The organism is Micromonospora globbae, assembly GCF_036184225.1.
GTDB classification, from domain to species: Bacteria; Actinomycetota; Actinomycetes; order Mycobacteriales; family Micromonosporaceae; genus Micromonospora; species Micromonospora globbae.
In genome coordinates this window covers 2,105,266-2,121,545 of record NZ_CP108084.1, presented here as the reverse complement: position 1 = coordinate 2,121,545, position 16,280 = coordinate 2,105,266, and the positions used below count along the sequence as shown (strand labels likewise).

Annotated in this window: 11 protein-coding genes; 9 read left to right on the top strand and 2 right to left on the bottom strand. The window is 72.1% G+C overall.

All coding sequences use genetic code 11. The annotated features are described in order from the left end of the window. Positions 1 to 168 precede the first annotated feature (168 nt). From OG994_RS09455 to OG994_RS09420, 8 genes are all read left to right on the top strand, one after another. On the top strand, positions 169 to 1,323 hold the full coding sequence (locus OG994_RS09455) for an ROK family protein (protein WP_120329190.1): 1,155 nt from the start codon (positions 169 to 171) through the stop codon (positions 1,321 to 1,323). A 49-nt stretch (positions 1,324 to 1,372) separates the two neighbouring features. Further along, on the top strand, positions 1,373 to 2,419 hold the full coding sequence (locus tag OG994_RS09450) for an extracellular solute-binding protein (RefSeq protein WP_120329189.1): 1,047 nt from the start codon (positions 1,373 to 1,375) through the stop codon (positions 2,417 to 2,419). 140 nt (positions 2,420 to 2,559) lie between these two features. Then, positions 2,560 to 3,633: an ABC transporter ATP-binding protein gene (locus tag OG994_RS09445; RefSeq protein ID WP_120329335.1), complete on the top strand. Its 1,074-nt coding sequence runs from the start codon at positions 2,560 to 2,562 to the stop codon at positions 3,631 to 3,633. After that, positions 3,630 to 5,420 carry an ABC transporter permease gene (locus tag OG994_RS09440; RefSeq protein WP_240032973.1) on the top strand — a complete coding sequence of 597 codons (1,791 nt, stop codon included), beginning with the start codon at positions 3,630 to 3,632 and terminating at the stop codon, positions 5,418 to 5,420. Before OG994_RS09445 ends, OG994_RS09440 begins: the two co-directional genes overlap by 4 nt. Then, positions 5,408 to 6,430 carry a creatininase family protein gene (locus OG994_RS09435; protein ID WP_328852864.1) on the top strand — a complete coding sequence of 341 codons (1,023 nt, stop codon included), beginning with the start codon at positions 5,408 to 5,410 and terminating at the stop codon, positions 6,428 to 6,430. Before OG994_RS09440 ends, OG994_RS09435 begins: the two co-directional genes overlap by 13 nt. Further along, a complete protein-coding gene (locus OG994_RS09430; protein WP_204985194.1) occupies positions 6,427 to 7,380 on the top strand; it encodes an amidohydrolase family protein in 954 nt (317 codons plus the stop codon). The genes OG994_RS09435 and OG994_RS09430 overlap by 4 nt, the downstream gene beginning before the upstream one ends. Before the next feature lie 60 nt (positions 7,381 to 7,440). Then, on the top strand, positions 7,441 to 8,904 hold the full coding sequence (locus OG994_RS09425) for an argininosuccinate lyase (protein WP_328852863.1): 1,464 nt from the start codon (positions 7,441 to 7,443) through the stop codon (positions 8,902 to 8,904). Positions 8,905 to 8,986: 82 nt separating this feature from the next. Continuing rightward, complete coding sequence (locus OG994_RS09420) at positions 8,987 to 9,967, top strand: ROK family protein (protein ID WP_328852862.1); 981 nt, start codon at positions 8,987 to 8,989, stop codon at positions 9,965 to 9,967. Between the two features lie 47 nt (positions 9,968 to 10,014). Here OG994_RS09420 and OG994_RS09415 read toward each other — a convergent pair whose 3' ends face one another. Further along, the gene (locus OG994_RS09415) at positions 10,015 to 10,557 is read right to left on the bottom strand and encodes a winged helix-turn-helix domain-containing protein (RefSeq protein ID WP_328852861.1); all 543 of its coding nucleotides are present in this window, start codon (positions 10,555 to 10,557) and stop codon (positions 10,015 to 10,017) included. A gap of 291 nt (positions 10,558 to 10,848) precedes the next feature. Between OG994_RS09415 and OG994_RS09410 the strand changes: the two genes are divergently transcribed. Beyond that, positions 10,849 to 15,261, top strand: a complete 4,413-nt coding sequence (locus OG994_RS09410) for a S8 family serine peptidase (protein ID WP_328852860.1) — start codon at positions 10,849 to 10,851, stop codon at positions 15,259 to 15,261. 124 nt (positions 15,262 to 15,385) lie between these two features. Here the strand turns inward: OG994_RS09410 and OG994_RS09405 are convergent, their stop codons facing one another. Further along, on the bottom strand, positions 15,386 to 16,027 hold the full coding sequence (locus OG994_RS09405) for a winged helix-turn-helix domain-containing protein (RefSeq protein WP_328852859.1): 642 nt from the start codon (positions 16,025 to 16,027) through the stop codon (positions 15,386 to 15,388). Between the last annotated feature and the right edge of the window lie 253 nt (positions 16,028 to 16,280).

Genomic DNA, 16,280 nt, shown 5'->3' with positions numbered 1-16,280 from the left:
AACCACTTTCTTCATTTGCAATAAAAAAGAACCCGCCCCTGCCCGCAAGGCCCCCACTGGCCCAGGATCTCCGATCCGCCGCTTTCGCCCCTGTTCGCGCTGCCCCGAGAGGGCGCCGAGACCCTTTCGTTACTTGACTCAATAATTCGTTCGCCGTAGGAAGGAAGTGTGACTGACGTGGTGACGCCACCGACGAGCCCGGTGAGCCGGGAGCGGTCCAAGGAGATCAAGCGCCTGTCCGTGATCTCGACGGCCCGCCAGGTGCGGATGCTCTCCCGCGCCGAGCTGACCGAGCTCACCGGCCTGAGCCCCGCCACGCTCACCCCGCTCGTGCGCGAACTCATCGCCGAGGGGTACCTCATCGAGCGCGGGCCCGGCACGTCCCGCACCGGGCGTCCCCGGGCCATGCTCGAGTTCAACCCGCGGGCCGAACTGGTCGCCGCGGTCTCGCTGGAGCCGTCGAGGATCAGCTGCGAGATCGCCGACAGCGACGGCGCGGTCATCGCCCACCGCACGGTCCGGCTCACCGGCGACATCGTCGACACCATCTGCCGCTTCGTGCCCGAGCTGGCCGGGGACGGGCTGTCCGCCCTGCGCGGGGTCGCCATCGCGGCGCCCGGCGTCTCCTCCGGAGGGGCCGTCCGCCTCGCCCCGTCGGTCGGCCTCGTGGAGGCGCGCCCGGTGGGGGAGTCGGTGCAGCAGCGGCTCGGGGTGCCGGTGGTGGTGGACAACGACGTGAACCTGATGGCGGCCGGCGAGCACGCGGCCGGCGCGGGCAGCGACGTGGCGGACCTGCTGCTCCTGCACGTGGCCGACGGCATCGGCGCCGGCCTGGTGCTCGACGGCCAGGTCCGTCGCGGCGCGGGCGGAGCCGCCGGCGAGGTCGGTTTCCTGCCCCTCGACCCGGCCGACCGCGGGCACGACGGGATCGGCCCGTTCGAGGCCCGCTGGTCGGAGAACGCCGTCGCCGAGCGGATGGTGGCGCTCGCACCGGGTCGCCGCCCGGACTCCCCGGTGGCCGCCCTCGTCGAGCTGGCGGCCACGGACGAGCGGGCCGCCGCGTACCTGGACGAGCTGCTGACCGCCTGGGCGCGCCTCATCGTCTCCTGCGTCTGCGTCATCGACCCCGGGCGGGTGCTGCTCAGCGGGGCCGCCGCCCAGCTCGACGACGCGGCCGTCGCCCGGCTCCAGACCCTGGTCACCGCGGCCGCGCCGAGTCACACGGAGGTCCGTCGCGCGGTGCTCGGCGACCGGGCGGTGCTGCACGGCGCGGTGAGCTACGCGCTCTCCGCCGCTGCCGCCGCCGGCCTGCCCACTCCCTGACCGATCATCCTCTGATCCAGAGCTCCCCCTATCCCCCTCGGAGGTACCCATGAAACGCCGTCTTCTCTTCGCCGGTGCGCTCGCCGCCGTCCTGGCCGCCGGTACCGCGTGCGGCGGTGGCGGTGACGACGCGGGCGGCAGCGCGAGCGCCGAGAAGCTGACCATCTACACGGCACGCGACAAGAAGGTCGCCACGTACGTGGTCGACCAGTTCACCGCCAAGTACCCCGAGTACAAGGGCAAGGTGGAGATCCTCAACCTGGGCGCCCAGGAGATCCTGGAGCGCGTCCGGGCCGAGAAGGCGAACCCGCAGGCGGACGTCTGGTGGGGCGGCACCCAGCAGGGGCTCGCGGCCGCGGCCACCGAGGACCTGCTCGCCCCCATCCAGCCGGCGTTCGCCGCCAAGATGGACCCGAAGTACAAGGACCCCGAGGGCCGCTGGTTCGGTGAGATCCTGCTGCCCGAGGTGATCATGTACAACAACAAGGCCCTCACCCCGGAGCAGGCGCCGAAGGACTGGGACGACCTGATCAAGCCGGAGTGGAAGGACAAGATCATCATCCGGGACGTGGCGGCGTCCGGCACGATGCGGTCCATCTACGCCTCGATGATCCAGCGGCTGTCGCCGGACGGCAGCAACCCCGAGCCCGGGTACGAGTGGCTCCGCAAGCTCGACGCCAACACCGGCTCGTACACCGCCAACCCCACCGACCTGTACCTGAAGATGTCCCGCCAGCAGGGCGTCGTCAGCGCCTGGAACCTCCAGGACATCCTGCTGCAGGCCAACCAGGCGAACATGCCGTTCGGCTACGTGATGCCGGCGTCCGGCGCTCCGGTGCTCATCGACGGCCTGGCCGCGGTGAAGGGCGGCAACACCACGGGGGCGCAGAAGTTCCTCGAGTTCCTCTTCGACGACAAGCTCCGGGCCGACCTGGCCAAGGACTACTTCCAGATCCCGGCCGTCGACATCGCCGAGAAGCCGGAGTGGCTGGCCCAGCTCCAGCTCAAGCCGATGGACGTCGACTGGGACGTGGTCGGCAAGCACGAGACCGAGTGGATCAACCACTGGAACAGCCAGATCAAGAACAAGGGCTGACGACGGTGGCGCCGGAGCGCACCTGAGCGCTCCGGCGCCACCGCCGGCCCCTGAACCGGGTGCGCAACACCGTCCCGCCCGCCCGGATCCCGGTCCCCGACCGGACCCACCCGTCCGGGCCGCACGAAGGAGAGGACGTCATGATCGATGTCACGCTGGAGTCGGTGAGCAAGCGCTTCGCCCGCGGCGGTGACGCGGCCGCCGTCGACCAGGTCGACATCAGCATCGCCGCCGGGGAGTTCTTCACCCTGCTCGGCCCGAGCGGCTGCGGCAAGACCACCACGCTGCGCATGGTCGCCGGGTTCTACTTCCCGACCTCCGGGCGCATCCGGTTCGGCGCCGAGGACGTCACCCACCGGCCGCCGAACAAGCGCGACACCGGCATGGTGTTCCAGAACTACGCGCTCTTCCCGCACATGACCGTCGCGCAGAACGTCGCGTACGGACTCAAGATCCGCAAGGTCGGCCGCGCCGAGTCGAAGCGGCGGGTCGAGGAGGCCCTCGGCCAGGTGCACCTGGCCGGCTACGGCCACCGGCGCATCGACGAGCTGTCCGGCGGCCAGCAGCAGCGGGTCGCGCTGGCCCGGGCCCTGGTGATCCGCCCGCGCACGCTGCTGCTCGACGAACCGCTGTCCAACCTCGACGCCAAGCTGCGCGAGGAGACCCGGCTGGAGATCCGCCGCATCCAGCGGGAGGCGGGCACCACCTCCATCTACGTGACGCACGACCAGGCCGAGGCGATGGCGATGTCGGACCGGATCGCCGTCATGCAGGCCGGCCGGGTGCAGCAGATCGGCGCCCCGCAGGAGATCTACCACCGTCCGGCCACCAGCTTCGTGGCCCGCTTCATCGGCCGCAGCAACGTGCTGTCCCTGCCCGTCGTGGCCGCCGCGGAGGAGACGGTCACCGTGCGCCTGCCGGGAGGGGCCGAGGTCGCGGCGCCGGCCCCGGCCGGGCACGGTCTCCGGGAGGGCGGCACCGCGCTGGTCTCGGTCCGTCCGGAGCACATCGGGCTCACCTCGGCGACCGACCCCGACGCGCTGCCCGGGCAGGTCACCGACGTCGAGTTCACCGGCATGGCCACCAACCTCGTGGTCGACGTGGCCGGCGAGCCGGTGCAGGTGGCCGCCATCGACGTCCCGGCCGGCGTCGCGGTGGGCGACCAGGTCGGGCTGCGCCTGGTCCGGGACCGCATGTGGGTGGTGCGGCCGTGACCACAATCCCCGCCACGCCCGGCCCGGCCACCACCGCGCCGGCCACCACCGACCCCACGCCGCCCGCCCCGCGGCGGCGGCTCGCCGACCGGTTCGCCGGCGGCACCGGGTCGCGCTGGTTCCCGTACGTCCTGGTCTTCCCGCTCGCGCTCGTCCTCTTCGGGTACGTGGTGCAACCCATGTTCGCCACCTTCGCCGAGAGCGTCGGCGTGGACGGGTGGGAGAACTACGGCACCTTCCTCACCGGCGACGGCGTCGCCCGGTCCGCCCTGGTCACCTCGCTGGTGATCTCCGCGGCGAGCGTGGTGCTCTGCGGGATCGTCGGCGTGGCCATGGCCTTCCTGCTCAAGCGCTTCTCGTTCCCGGGCCGCCGGCTGATCGAGGCGATCATCCTGGTCCCGGCCGCCCTGCCGCCGCTCATCGGCGCCATCTCGTTCCAGCTTCTCTACAGCGAGACCGGCATCCTTCCACGCGGGCTCCAGCACCTCTTCGGCACCGCCGAGCCGGTGCTTCCGTTCAGCGGCATCGCCGGGGTGCTCGTGGTGCACACCTTCACCATGTACCCGTTCTTCTACCTCTCCGCCTCGGCGGCGCTGGGCGGCATGGACCCGTCGGTGGAGGAGGCGGCCTACAACCTCGGAGCCGGACGGATCCGGGTCTGGCGCACCGTGCTGCTGCCGATGCTCACCCCGGCGCTCGTCTCCGCCTCGCTGCTGGTCTTCATGACCTCGCTGGCGTCGTACACGGCCCCGCTGCTGTTCGGCGTGGACCAGACGATGACCATGCAGATCTACATCAACCGCACCAACGGTGACCTGCCGATGGCGTCCACCTACGCCTCGGTGCTCGGCGTCGTCTCGATCCTCTTCCTGCTCGGCATGCGGTGGTACGAGGGACGGCGCAGCTACCGGTCCCAGTCCAAGGGCGTCGCGGCGCACCGCCGGGAGGTCACCAACCCGCTCGGACGCTGGTTGGCGCTCGTCGCCTCGCTGCTGGCCACCGCCGTGCTGCTCGCCCCGGTGGCGACCATCGCCCTGGTGGCCTTCTCCCAGGACGGCTCCTGGACGACCGAGGTGGTGCCGGCGGCGTACACGACGAAGAACTTCGTCACCATCTTCTCCGACCCGGACGCCTTCGAGCCGATCCTCAACTCGCTGCAGATGAGCCTCATCGCGACCGTCGGCTGCGTCGTGTTCGGCGTGCTCGTCGCGTACGCGGTGCGCCGGCTGAACTTCCGCGGCCGCGGACTGCTCGACGTGGCGGTCATGCTGGCCTGGGCGCTGCCCGGCACGGTCGTGGCCATCAACCTGATCTCCGCGTTCAGCACCGGCAACGCGTTCAGCCTCGGCCAGGTCCTCATCGGCACCTTCTGGATCATGCCGCTGGCGTACTTCGTGCGGTTCCTCCCGCTGGTGTTCCGGTCCAGTTCGGCGACCCTGGCCCAGATCGACCCGTCCCTGGAGGAGGCGGCCCGCAACCTGGGCGCGTCCTGGTGGCGGGCGTTCGGCACGGTGACCCTGCGGTTGATGCTGCCGGGTGTGCTCGCCGGCGCGCTGCTCGCCTTCGTGCACGGCGTCGGCGAGTTCGTCGCCTCGGTGCTCATCTACACGTCGGAGACCGCGCCGATCTCCGTGGAGATCAACAATCGCATGTACTCGTTCGAGATCGGCACGGCCGCCGCGTACGGCATGCTCCAGGTGATCCTGATCTTCGTGGTCATGGTCGTCTCCGGCCGGCTGGAGAGCGGCCGGCGGTCGACCCGGGAGGCGGCACAGTGGACGGCCTGACCGGACCCGCCGGCACCGACCCGGTCGCACGCTGGCACGCGCGCGGCGGGCTGCTCCCCGCCTCGCGGGTGCCCGGCGGCGACCTCGCGGCCGTCGCCGGCGCGGCGGACTTCGCCGTGCTGCCCGTCGGCGCGGTCGAGTGGCACGGTCCGCACCTGCCGCTCGGCGCGGACCTCATCCTGGCCGAGGGCTTCGCCGGCGAGAGCGCCCCCGGCGACCACCACGACGCGGTGCCGTCCGGCGGCGGGACCCCGGACGGCACCGCAACCCCGGACGGCGCCGCGAGTCCGGGCATCGGCGTGACGCCGGGCGACGGGGTGGCGGGGCCGCGCGGGGTGCTCTTCCCCGCCGTGCCCTACGCCGCCTGCCCCGGACAGACCCGTCCCTGGCCCGGCACCGTCGCGATCCGGCCGGAGATCGCGGTCGGCTACCTGGCCGACGTGATCGAGGGGATCGTCGCGGCCGGCTTCGCACGCCTCGTGATCGTCAACGGGCACGACGCCAACATGTCCACCGTCCGCGCGGCGATGGAATGGGTGTCCGGGCAGCGCACGGCCAGCCTGCTGCTGGTCAACTGGTTCCAACTCGTCACGCCGGACGAGACCGCGGAGCTGTTCGGCCCGCTGCCCTCCCGCGGCCACGGCGGGGCGTACGAGACGTCCGGGGTGCTGGGCTTCGCGCCGGAATCGGTCCGTCCCGGTGTCGCACCCGACCTGCCGCCGAAGCCGAAGCTGCCGGTGCCCCACCCGTACGTGCTGGTCGAGTCCCGGCCGGACCCGTGGCAGGGCTGGTCGGGGCACGTCTCGCAGGCCAGCGAGACGGCGGGCCGGCGGATCCGGGAACTGGCCGGCGCCCGGCTGCGCGAGATCCTCCGCGCGTGGGTGGCCGCACCGCCGCCCGCGCCGCCCACCGACGCCCCGCTGCCCGCCCCGCCCGCCGGGCCGACCGCGACCGCCGGGGTGACCGCGACCGCCGGGCCCACCGCGACCGCCGGAAGGGAGGAGCCGTGACCCTCGACCGCGGACTGGACGTCGTCGACTTCCACCTGCACTTCCGCATCGGCGCCGACGAGACGGTCCGTGCCTGCGAGGAGGCGGCCGGGATGCACCCCGGCGGCGAGCACGAGCGGGCGGTCCGCGCGGCCGGCGCCGCACCGTACGCGGCCCAGTGGCGGCGCGCGTGGGGCTTCCCCGACCCCGAGCCACCCGCCCCGCGCTGGGAGGACGAGGCCGACCGGTGGGCCGAGGAGCTGCGCGCGAACGGGATCCGCCGTGCCGTCTTCGTGACCGGCGGCGGAAACGACGCCGTCGCCGACGTGGTGGACCGCCACCCGGACCTGCTGCTCGGGTTCGCCCACCACGACCCGTACGGCCCCGGTGCCGCCGCGGAGCTGGAACGCGCGGTGGTCGAGCGCGGCCTGCGCGGGCTGAAACTCTTCGCGCCGCTGCTGCGCGGGCCCCTCGACGACGAGGCACTGGACCCGCTGTGGGGCACGGCCCAGCGGCTCGGCGTGCCGGTGCTCATCCACATCGGGCACTACGGCAGCGCCGGTGGCCTCTCCCACGGCCGGTACGGCGGTCCCGACGAACTCGCCCGGATGGCGCGCCGGTTCCCCGAACTGGCCGTCGTGGTGCCCCACTTCGGCGTCCAGCACGTGCAGGACCTGCTCTTCGCCGCCTGGGGCTGCCCGAACATCCACGTCGACACCTCCGGCTCCAACCAGTGGGTGCGCTGGATGCCGTACAAGCTGACACTGGAGGACCTCTTCCGCCGCTGCTACGAGACCATCGGCCCGCACCGGATCGTCTTCGGCAGTGACTCGTCGTGGTTTCCGCGCGGCTACGTCACCCGATACCTCGACGACCAGTTGCGAATCTGCCGGGAGCTGGGCCTGCCCGACGACCATCTACGCGCGATCTTCGCCGGGAACGCCGCGCGGCTGCTCGGCCTGCACGACTGACCGGCTGATCACCGGGCGCCTCGATCCGCACCGGGGCCAGGAAGGAACGGAAGACCCGTCATGAGCACACCTGCGCTGACCACCTACCAGCGGCACCACCTGCGGCCGACCTACGAACACCACGTCGGGTACCTCTTCCCGGCCATGGTGCGGGCCAGCCAGGCGCACGTGGTGATGCTGACCGAGCAGGGGCTCATCCCTGCCGAGCGGGGCGCCCGGCTGCTGCGCGGGCTGGCCGACCTGAGGGCCGACACCACCCCGCCGCCGGCGTACGACGGCAGCTTCGAGGACGTCTACTACCTGGTGGAGAAGCGGCTCGCCGAGGCGTGCGGCATCCCCACCTCGCAGCTCGACGTGCAGCTCGCCCGCAGCCGCAACGACCTCGACGCCGGTGTGTTCCGGATGGTGCTGCGTGACCAGCTCCTCGGGGTGCTCGACCGTGTCCTCGCGGCGGGGTCGACCGCGCTGGAGCAGGCGGACCGGTACGCCGACGTGGTCATCACCGGCTACACGCACCGCCGACCGGCCCAGCCCACGACCATCGGGCACGCCCTCGCGGGGTACGCCGAGGCCCTGGCCGGCGAGGCCGTCGCCTACGCCGACCTGCTCGACACGCTGAACACCTCGCCGCTGGGCTCGTGCGCCTTCGCCGGCACCGACCTCGACATCTCGCCGGCGCGGGTGGCGGAGCTGCTCGGCTTCGGCGCCCTGGTCACCAACTCGTACGAGGCGGTGGCCGGGGCCGACCACCTCGTGGCCGTGGGCACCCTCAACGCGCGGTCGCTGGCCACCGGCGCACGTCTGGCGCGCACCCTGATGGACTGGCTGAGCTGGCGCTGGGTCACGACCCCCGCCGACTTCACGCAGGGCAGCAGCATCATGCCGCAGAAGTGCAACCCGGTGGTGCTGGAGCACCTGGTCTCCATGGCCGGCGCCACCGCGGCCGACGCGGCGTCGGTGCTGAACAACGTCGGGGCCGCTTGGTGGGAGGACTCCAACAACGCCACCACGGACGTGCAGGTGCGGCTCTGGGAGAGCAACGACCGCACCGACCGCTTCTTCGCGCTGCTCGGTGGCTTCCTCGCCGAGATCGAGCCGCTGGAACCGCCGTCGAGCGCGGAGATCGTCGCCTCCGGGGCCACGACCACCGCGGCCGCGGACGCGCTGACCCGCCACGGGGTGCCGTTCCGTGCCGCCCACTCGGTGGTCGGCCGGCTCGTGCGCGGCGGTGACCCGAGCACCTGGACCGCGGAGACGGTCCGGGATGCCGCGCGGGAGGTCACCGACCCGCTGTCCGACGACGCCGTCGCCGACCTGATCGCCGCCGCCGTCCGGCCGGAACTCGTGCTCGACCGCGCCCAGGCCGACGGCCCGGGCGCGTCCGCCGTGCGGGCCCAGGTCACCGTGCTGCGCGGCGCCTTCGACGGCGTCGCCCAGCGGCTGGCGGCCCTGCGGGACCGGCTGGCCCGCGCCGACGCGGAACTGGACCGGGTGGCCTCGGAGGGGGCGAGCCGGTGGTCGTGAGGACGGAACGGGACCGGCCGCTGTTCCGCCGCGGTCCCGCCACGCCCGGTCCGTCGGCGGCGAGTGAAGGGACGTACCACCGGTGAGCGCTCGCCTCGATGGCCGGCTCGCCCCGCCCGAGGGCGCCCCGGAGGGGCTGCTGCTCGGCGTCGACTTCGGCGGCACCAAGATGGCGGTCGGCGTGGCCGACGCGCACGGCCGGCTGCTGGCCCAGGAACGGCTGCCCACACTCGCCGACCGCGGTGCCCGCCAGGCCCTCGACCGTGCGTTGGACCTCGCCGCGGGTCTGGTGGAGACGCACGGCGGACGGCTTCTCGCCGCCGGGATCGCGTCGCCGGGCGTGATCCGACCCGACGGCATCGACCTCGCCCCCAACGTCCCGGGCTGGGACCGGCTGCGGTTGGCCGACGCGGTCCGGAGCCGGCTCGGCGTGCGGGCGGTGGCCGTGGAGAACGACCTGAACGCCGCCGCGCTCGCCGAGCTGCGGGTCGGCGCGCTCCGCGACGCCGACCCGGGTGTCGTCCTCGGTCTCGGCACCGGGGTCGCGGCGGCCGTCACGGTCGGCGGCTCGGTCCTGGCCGGCCACCGCGGTGCGGCCGGCGAGATCGGTTACGCCGTCACCGGCCCGTGGCCGGGCCAGATGTTGGAGCTGGGCTTCTCGGGCCGGGCACTGGACCGGCTGGCCGACGAGATGGGCGTGCCGGGGGCCGCGCCCGGGCTGGTCGCCGCCGCCGAGCGGCCCGGCGCCGCGCGGGACGCGTTGACCGCTCGTGTGGACGAACTGGCGCGCCACCTGGTGACCTGCTGTCTGCTGGTCGACCCGCAACGCGTGGTGCTGGTCGGCGGCGTGGCGGGCAGCGAGCTGATCCGCGAGCTGTTGGGGGAGCGGCTCAGGGCGGTGCTGCCGTACCCGCCGGAACTGTCGCTCTCCGCGTTCGCCGACGACGCCGCGCTGCTGGGTGCCGTCGTCCTGGCCGGCGACGCCCTGGCGGCACGGGCGGGAGACGCCCCGGGCCTCCCGGCGCCACGACCCGTCGACGGGTGGGCCGGGCTACGCGCCTGACGACGTGCACCCCGGCCGGCGCCTGACGCTGCCCATCTCGGGCAGCGTCAGGCGCCGGTGACGCGTGGCCGCCGGTGGTCGGTCAACCGGAAGCCGACGCCGCGCACGGCGTCGATGGTGATGCCGGTGCCGAGGTCGGCGAGCTTGCGGCGCAGCCGCTTGACCAGGGAGTGCACGTCGGCCCTGCTGTCCAGTCCCTCGTCGTGCCACACCGAGCGGTGCAGTTCGGCGTACGCCCACACGCGAACGGGTTCGGTGGTCAGGCACGTCAGCAGGTCGTGTTCGAGCCGGGTCAGGGAGACCTCCCGGTCCCCGTACCGGGCGGTGGACCGCACCGAGTCGATCGTCAACGTGTCGTCGCTGGTGTCCGGCGCGGGGGCGGTCGCCGGGGCCGGCCCGGGGAGGGTGCCGGGAACGCCGATCAGCCGGCGCAGCTCGTCGAGGTCGGCCACCAGTAGCAGCGGCGCGACGCCGTCGAGGCGCTCGGCGAGCCGGAGCCGCTCGGCCGGGGACCGCGTCACCGCGATCACCAGCGGATACAGCTCGCCGCCGGGCCTGTCCCGGGCCGTGTTCTCGTCGTCGTCGGTCACGGTGCCCGTCCGGAGATGATGGGCAGTCTTTGCCCAGATCGATGACCGTCGTGACAATTTTCGTCAGGCGTCGTGCCGGGTCGGCAAACGGTTAGTGACAACTTGCTCACCGCACGTCCTTGATCGTCCATTCATCTCGATCATAGTGTCCAACCGGGCAGCCGGCGTGATCCGCGCGGTGTGGGGAGGCTCGGTGGGTTCGTCCGTACCGGTTCCGCCGGACGGCGCGGTCCCTCGCACCTTCACCACGGCCCATCACCCCCTGGGTCGTCCTGAAGGAGGCAGCACGGAATGTTCAGACGTCCACACTGGAGGCGCACCGCCAGATCCCTGGTGAGCGCCGGCGCGGCGGCGGTCCTCGTCGCCACAGCGCTGGCGGCCACGGGATCAGGCGCCCAGGCCGCGTCCGGCGGCTTCGGCGCCGGTGCGCCCTCCCCGGCGGACAAGATCCGGCCGGAACTCACCAAGCAGCTCGAGGGCAAGAGCGAGAGCGACTTCTGGATCCGGTTCAAGGACCGGGCGGACCTCAGCCAGGCCAGCAAGATCAAGGACTGGAACGAGCGGGGCGCGGCCGTCGTGGCGGCCCTGAAGAAGACCGCCGCCAACAGCCAGGCCAAGGTCGCCGCCGAGCTGAACAGCTCGGGCACGAAGTACCAGACCTTCTGGGCCACCAACGCGATCCGGGTCAGCGGTGGCTCGCTGTCCATGGCGCAGAACATCGCCGCCCACTCCGAGGTGGAGGCCCTCTACGCGCCGGTCGCGTACGAGGTGCCCAAGACCAGCAAGGGCGACACCGAGAAGGTCGTGAACGCCCTCGAGTGGGGCATCGCGAACATCAACGCCGACGACGTCTGGTCCCAGTACGGCGTCAACGGGCAGGGCGTCACCATCGCCAACATCGACACCGGTGTGCAGTTCGACCACCCGGCCCTGGTGAACTCCTACCGTGGCAACAACGGCGACGGCACGTTCGACCACAACTACAACTGGTTCAACGCCGCCGGCACCTGCGCCACGCCCTGCGACGGCGACGGCCACGGCACCCACACCATGGGCACCATGGCCGGCTCGGACGGCGGCGCAAACCAGATCGGCGTCGCCCCGGGCGTCAAGTGGATCGCGGCGAACGGCTGCTGCCCCAGCGACGCGGCGCTGGTCACCTCCGGCCAGTGGATGCTTGAGCCGACCGACCTGAACGGCCAGAACCCGGACGTCAGCAAGCGGCCGAACATCATCAACAACTCGTGGGGCACGCGGGTCCCGTCCAACGACCCGTTCATGGAGGACGTGACCCTGGCCTGGAAGGCGTCGGGCATCTTCGGCGTCTTCTCCAACGGCAACAACGGCCCGGGCTGCGCGACCAGCGGCTCCCCGGGCAGCCTGGCCAGCAACTACTCCGCCGGCGCGTACGACGTCAACAACAACATCGCCAGCTTCTCGAGCCGTGGGCCCGGGCAGAACGGCGAGATCAAGCCCAACATCTCGGCGCCGGGCGTGAACGTCCGGTCGAGCATCCCGGGCAACGCGTACGCCAGCATCAGCGGCACCTCGATGGCCGCGCCGCACCTCGCGGGCGCCATCGCGCTGCTCTGGTCGGCGGCGCCGGCTCTGGTCGGCGACGTCGACGCCACCCGCGCCCTGCTGGACAACACGGCGACCGACAGCCCGGACTCGCAGTGCGGCGGCACCGACGACGACAACAACGTCTTCGGTGAGGGCCGGCTCGACGCGCTCGCGCTGCTCAACGCGGCCCCCATCGGCGACACCGGCACCCTGGCCGGCACCGTCACCGACGCGGGCAGCGGCGCCCCGCTGCAGGGTGCCACCGTCGCCGTGACCGGCCCGGCCGACCGCGAGCTCACCACCGGTGCGGACGGGAAGTTCTCGTCCCTGCTTCCGGCCGGTGACTACCAGGTCGCCGTGTCGGCGTTCGGCTACGCGCAGAAGACCGTGTCGGCGACGGTGAACACGAACGCGACCACCACGGTCAACGTCGCTCTCGACGCGGTGCCGAGCGTCACCGTGAGCGGCGCCGTCACCGACGGCTCCGGACACGGGTGGCCGCTCTACGCCAAGGTCACGGTCGACGGCCCGGGCGGGCTGTCGGACTACACGACCCCGGGCAACGGCCGCTACAGCCTGAACCTGCCGGCCGGGGCGACGTACACCCTGAAGGTCGAGTCGGTCTACCCGGGCTACGAGACGGTGACGAAGGAGGTGGTCGTCGCCTCGCGCAACGTCACCGCCAACATCGCCGTTCCGGTGCGGTCCGACTCCTGCACCACGGCGCCGGGCTACGTCTACGGCTCCGACGGTGAGTACGAGACGTTCGACGGCGCCACGTCGCCGAGCGGCTGGTCGGTGGTGGACCACGCCGGCACCGGCCAGGTCTGGAAGTTCACCGACGACGCCAACCGGGGCAACCGCACCGGTGGCAACGGTGGCTTCGCCATCGTCGACAGCGACCGTTACGGGTCGGGCGGGCGGCAGGACACCTCCCTCGTCAGCCCGGTCGTCGACCTGAGCGACGTCGCCGCTCCGGTGATCCGGTTCCGCCAGGACTTCAACTGGCTCGGCCCGGAGACCGCCGACGTCGACCTGAGCGTCGACGGCGGCGAGACCTGGACCAACGTGCTGCGGCAGAAGCAGGACATCGCGGGTCCGCGGGTGACCGAGGTGGCCGTCCCGCAGGCGGCGGGCCAGTCGCAGGTGCGGGTGCGGTTCCACTACTACGACGCCTCGTGGGAGTGGTGGTGGCAGGTCGACGACGTGCTGATCGGCAGCGAGGTCACCTGCGAGCCGGTCAACGGTGCCCTGGTGTTCGGTCACGTGCGTGACCGGAACACGAGCGGCTACGTCAACGGCGCGACCGTGACCAGCGCCGACAAGCCGACGGAGAAGGCCACCACGGTGGCGACTCCGGACGACACCGGTCTCGAGGACGGCTTCTACTGGATGTTCTCCTCGTTGACCGGCACCCACAAGTTCACCGCGACGGCTGCCAACTACGTCAGCCTGAGCAAGAACGTGGAGGTCGAGGCCGACTGGGCGACCAACGCGAGCTTCCAGCTCAAGGCCGGCCAGCTGTCGGTGACCCCGGCCACGCTGAGCGCCAACGTCCAGATGCCCACGGGCAAGACCAGCAAGACGTTCACCGTGACCAACACCGGCGGGGCGCCGGTCGAGGTCGAGTTCGGTGAGCGCGACGCCGGCTTCGAACTCCTGCGGGCCGACGGCTCCCGCGTGAGCCAGCAGCAGGTGCTCGGGTCCGAGGGCGCGCCGGAGCAGCGGCTCAAGGTGGCCACGTCGTTCTCCGCCAAGGCCTCCGACAAGGCCTCGACGGCGGTGGCGGCCCAGGCCGGCCCGCAGGCCGACCCGTGGACGAACCTTCCCGCCTACCCGGCCAACATCATGGACAACCGGGTGGTGAACCTCGACGGCAAGGTCTACTCGATCGGTGGTGGTGACGGGAGCGCGTCGACGACGAAGAACTACGTCTACGACCCGATCGCCCAGACCTGGTCGTCGATCGCCGACCTGCCCGAGGCGCGCAACGCGCTGACGGTGGGCGTCGTCGACGGGAAGATCATCGCGACCGGCGGCTGGGCGGCCTCCGGCCCGTCCGGCACCACCTGGTCGTACGACCCCGGCGCCAACACCTGGACCAAGGTGGCCGACAACCCCGCGCCGCGTTCCGCGGCCGGCCAGGCGGTCGTCGACGGCAAGCTCTACGCCGTCGGTGGCTGCACCACCTCGGCCTGCACGCCGATGTCCAGCAGCGTCGTCCGGTACGACCCGGGCAGCGACAGCTGGGAGACGCTGCCCGAGTACCCGAAGTCGGTGGCCTTCGCCTCCTGCGGCGGGATCGACGGCAAGGTCTACTGCAGCGGCGGCAACGACGGCGCCAGCGCGCACAAGGCCAGCTACGTCTTCGACCCGGGCGCCAACACCTGGAGCCCGATCGCGGACGCGCCGGTCGACGCCTGGGCCAGCTCCTTCGCCGTCGCGAACGGCAAGCTGCTGGTCGTCGGTGGTGTGCAGGCCGGTGCCGTCACCAACGCCGGTTTCGCGTACGACCCGAGCACCGAGTCCTGGTCGACCCTGCCGAACGCCAACGCCCCGCGGTACCGCGGTGGTGCGGCGTGCGGCTTCTACAAGGTCGGCGGCTCGTCGGGTGGCTTCACCTCGACGCGGGACAGCGAGGTGCTGCCCGGCTTCGAGCAGTGCGCCGCGGAGGCGGGCGACGTCAGCTGGATGACGATCGACAAGTCCGCGGTCACGCTGGCGCCGGGTGAGAAGGTCACGGTCACCGTCGGGATGACGGCGAACGTCGACCAGCCGGGCGCCTACAGCGGCCAGGTCACCATCAAGGAGAACACCCCGTACACGGTGGCTCCGGTCGCCGTGACGATGAACGCGGTGGCTCCGAAGACCTGGGGCAAGCTGATGGGTACGGTCACCGGGAACGGTTGCCAGGGCAGCGCCCCGCTGTCCGGCGCGATCGTCCAGGTCGACTCGTGGGCGAGCTCGCTCACCCTCTCGACGGACGAGCAGGGTAAGTACGCCTACTGGTTGGACCGGCGGAACAACCCGCTGACCATGATCGTCGCCAAGGACGGCTGGAAGCCCCAGACCCGTCAGACGAGGATCAACACCACCACGCCCACGGTGGAGGACTTCGCGTTGTCCCCCATCAAGTGCTGACGCCTGAGCGCTGAGGCACGCAGTTCGGCCCGCCTGGTCGCACCAGGCGGGCCGAACCGCGTCCGGGGCGGCTTCCCGGGCGCCGCGGGCGGCGGTGCGGCCGGCCGCACCGCCGCCCGCGGGGTCAGACCGACGCGAGGCGGAAGCCGACCCCGCGTACCGCGTCGATGGTCGCCGAGGCGTCCAACGTGGCGAGCTTGCGTCGCACCCGGCGCACCACCGAGTGGATGTCGGAGCCGCGCCCGAGGTGCTTGTTGCCCCAGACCTTCAGGTGCAGCCGCTCGTAGGTCCACACCCGACCGGGCGCGCCCACGAGGCACAGGAGAAGGTCGTGCTCCAGGCGGGTCAGTCGGATCTCGCGGTCGAGCCAGCGCACCACGCGACGGTCCGAGTCGACGATCAGGGCGGGCGGGTCGGCCGGCGCCGCGCCGGCCCGCCCGCCGGCGGTCGCGGCGCGTTCGGCACTGCCGGTCAGGGCGCGTGCGGCGCCGGCGGTCACGGCGCGTTCGGCGCCGATCGTGACGGTGTGTTCGGCGCTGCCGGTCACGGCCCGTGCGGCGCCGACGGTGACGGCGTGAGCCGTCGGTTCCGTGGTCGCCGCCACGGCGGCCGGTGACGGCACCACACCGAGGATCTCGCGCGCCTGTTCGACGCTCGAGACGATGAGGAACGCCTCCGTCCCTCCGAGCAGTTGGGCGAGCTGCCGGCGCGCGGCCGGCGAGGACGCGATGCCGATGACCATGGATGCGACCGGGATCCCCCTCATTCCCCACCTCTTCCGGTTCCCCACTGATACCGGGATGGTTTTGCTGTGACGCGGATCAATCTGGCGGCTGACCTTAGTCGGGCTTGATCTCGGTTCGGTCAACAATATTTGCACGTAGGCAGATATAAATGTTTCGGGCTTCGGCGTCCAGTGGATTCCTGGCACTTTCATGGTGACTTGACCGACTTGAGCGCCGTCGTGTTCCGGACGGGTGACCAGATCATGTCACCGCTGCAGCCGCCGGAAACCTGCG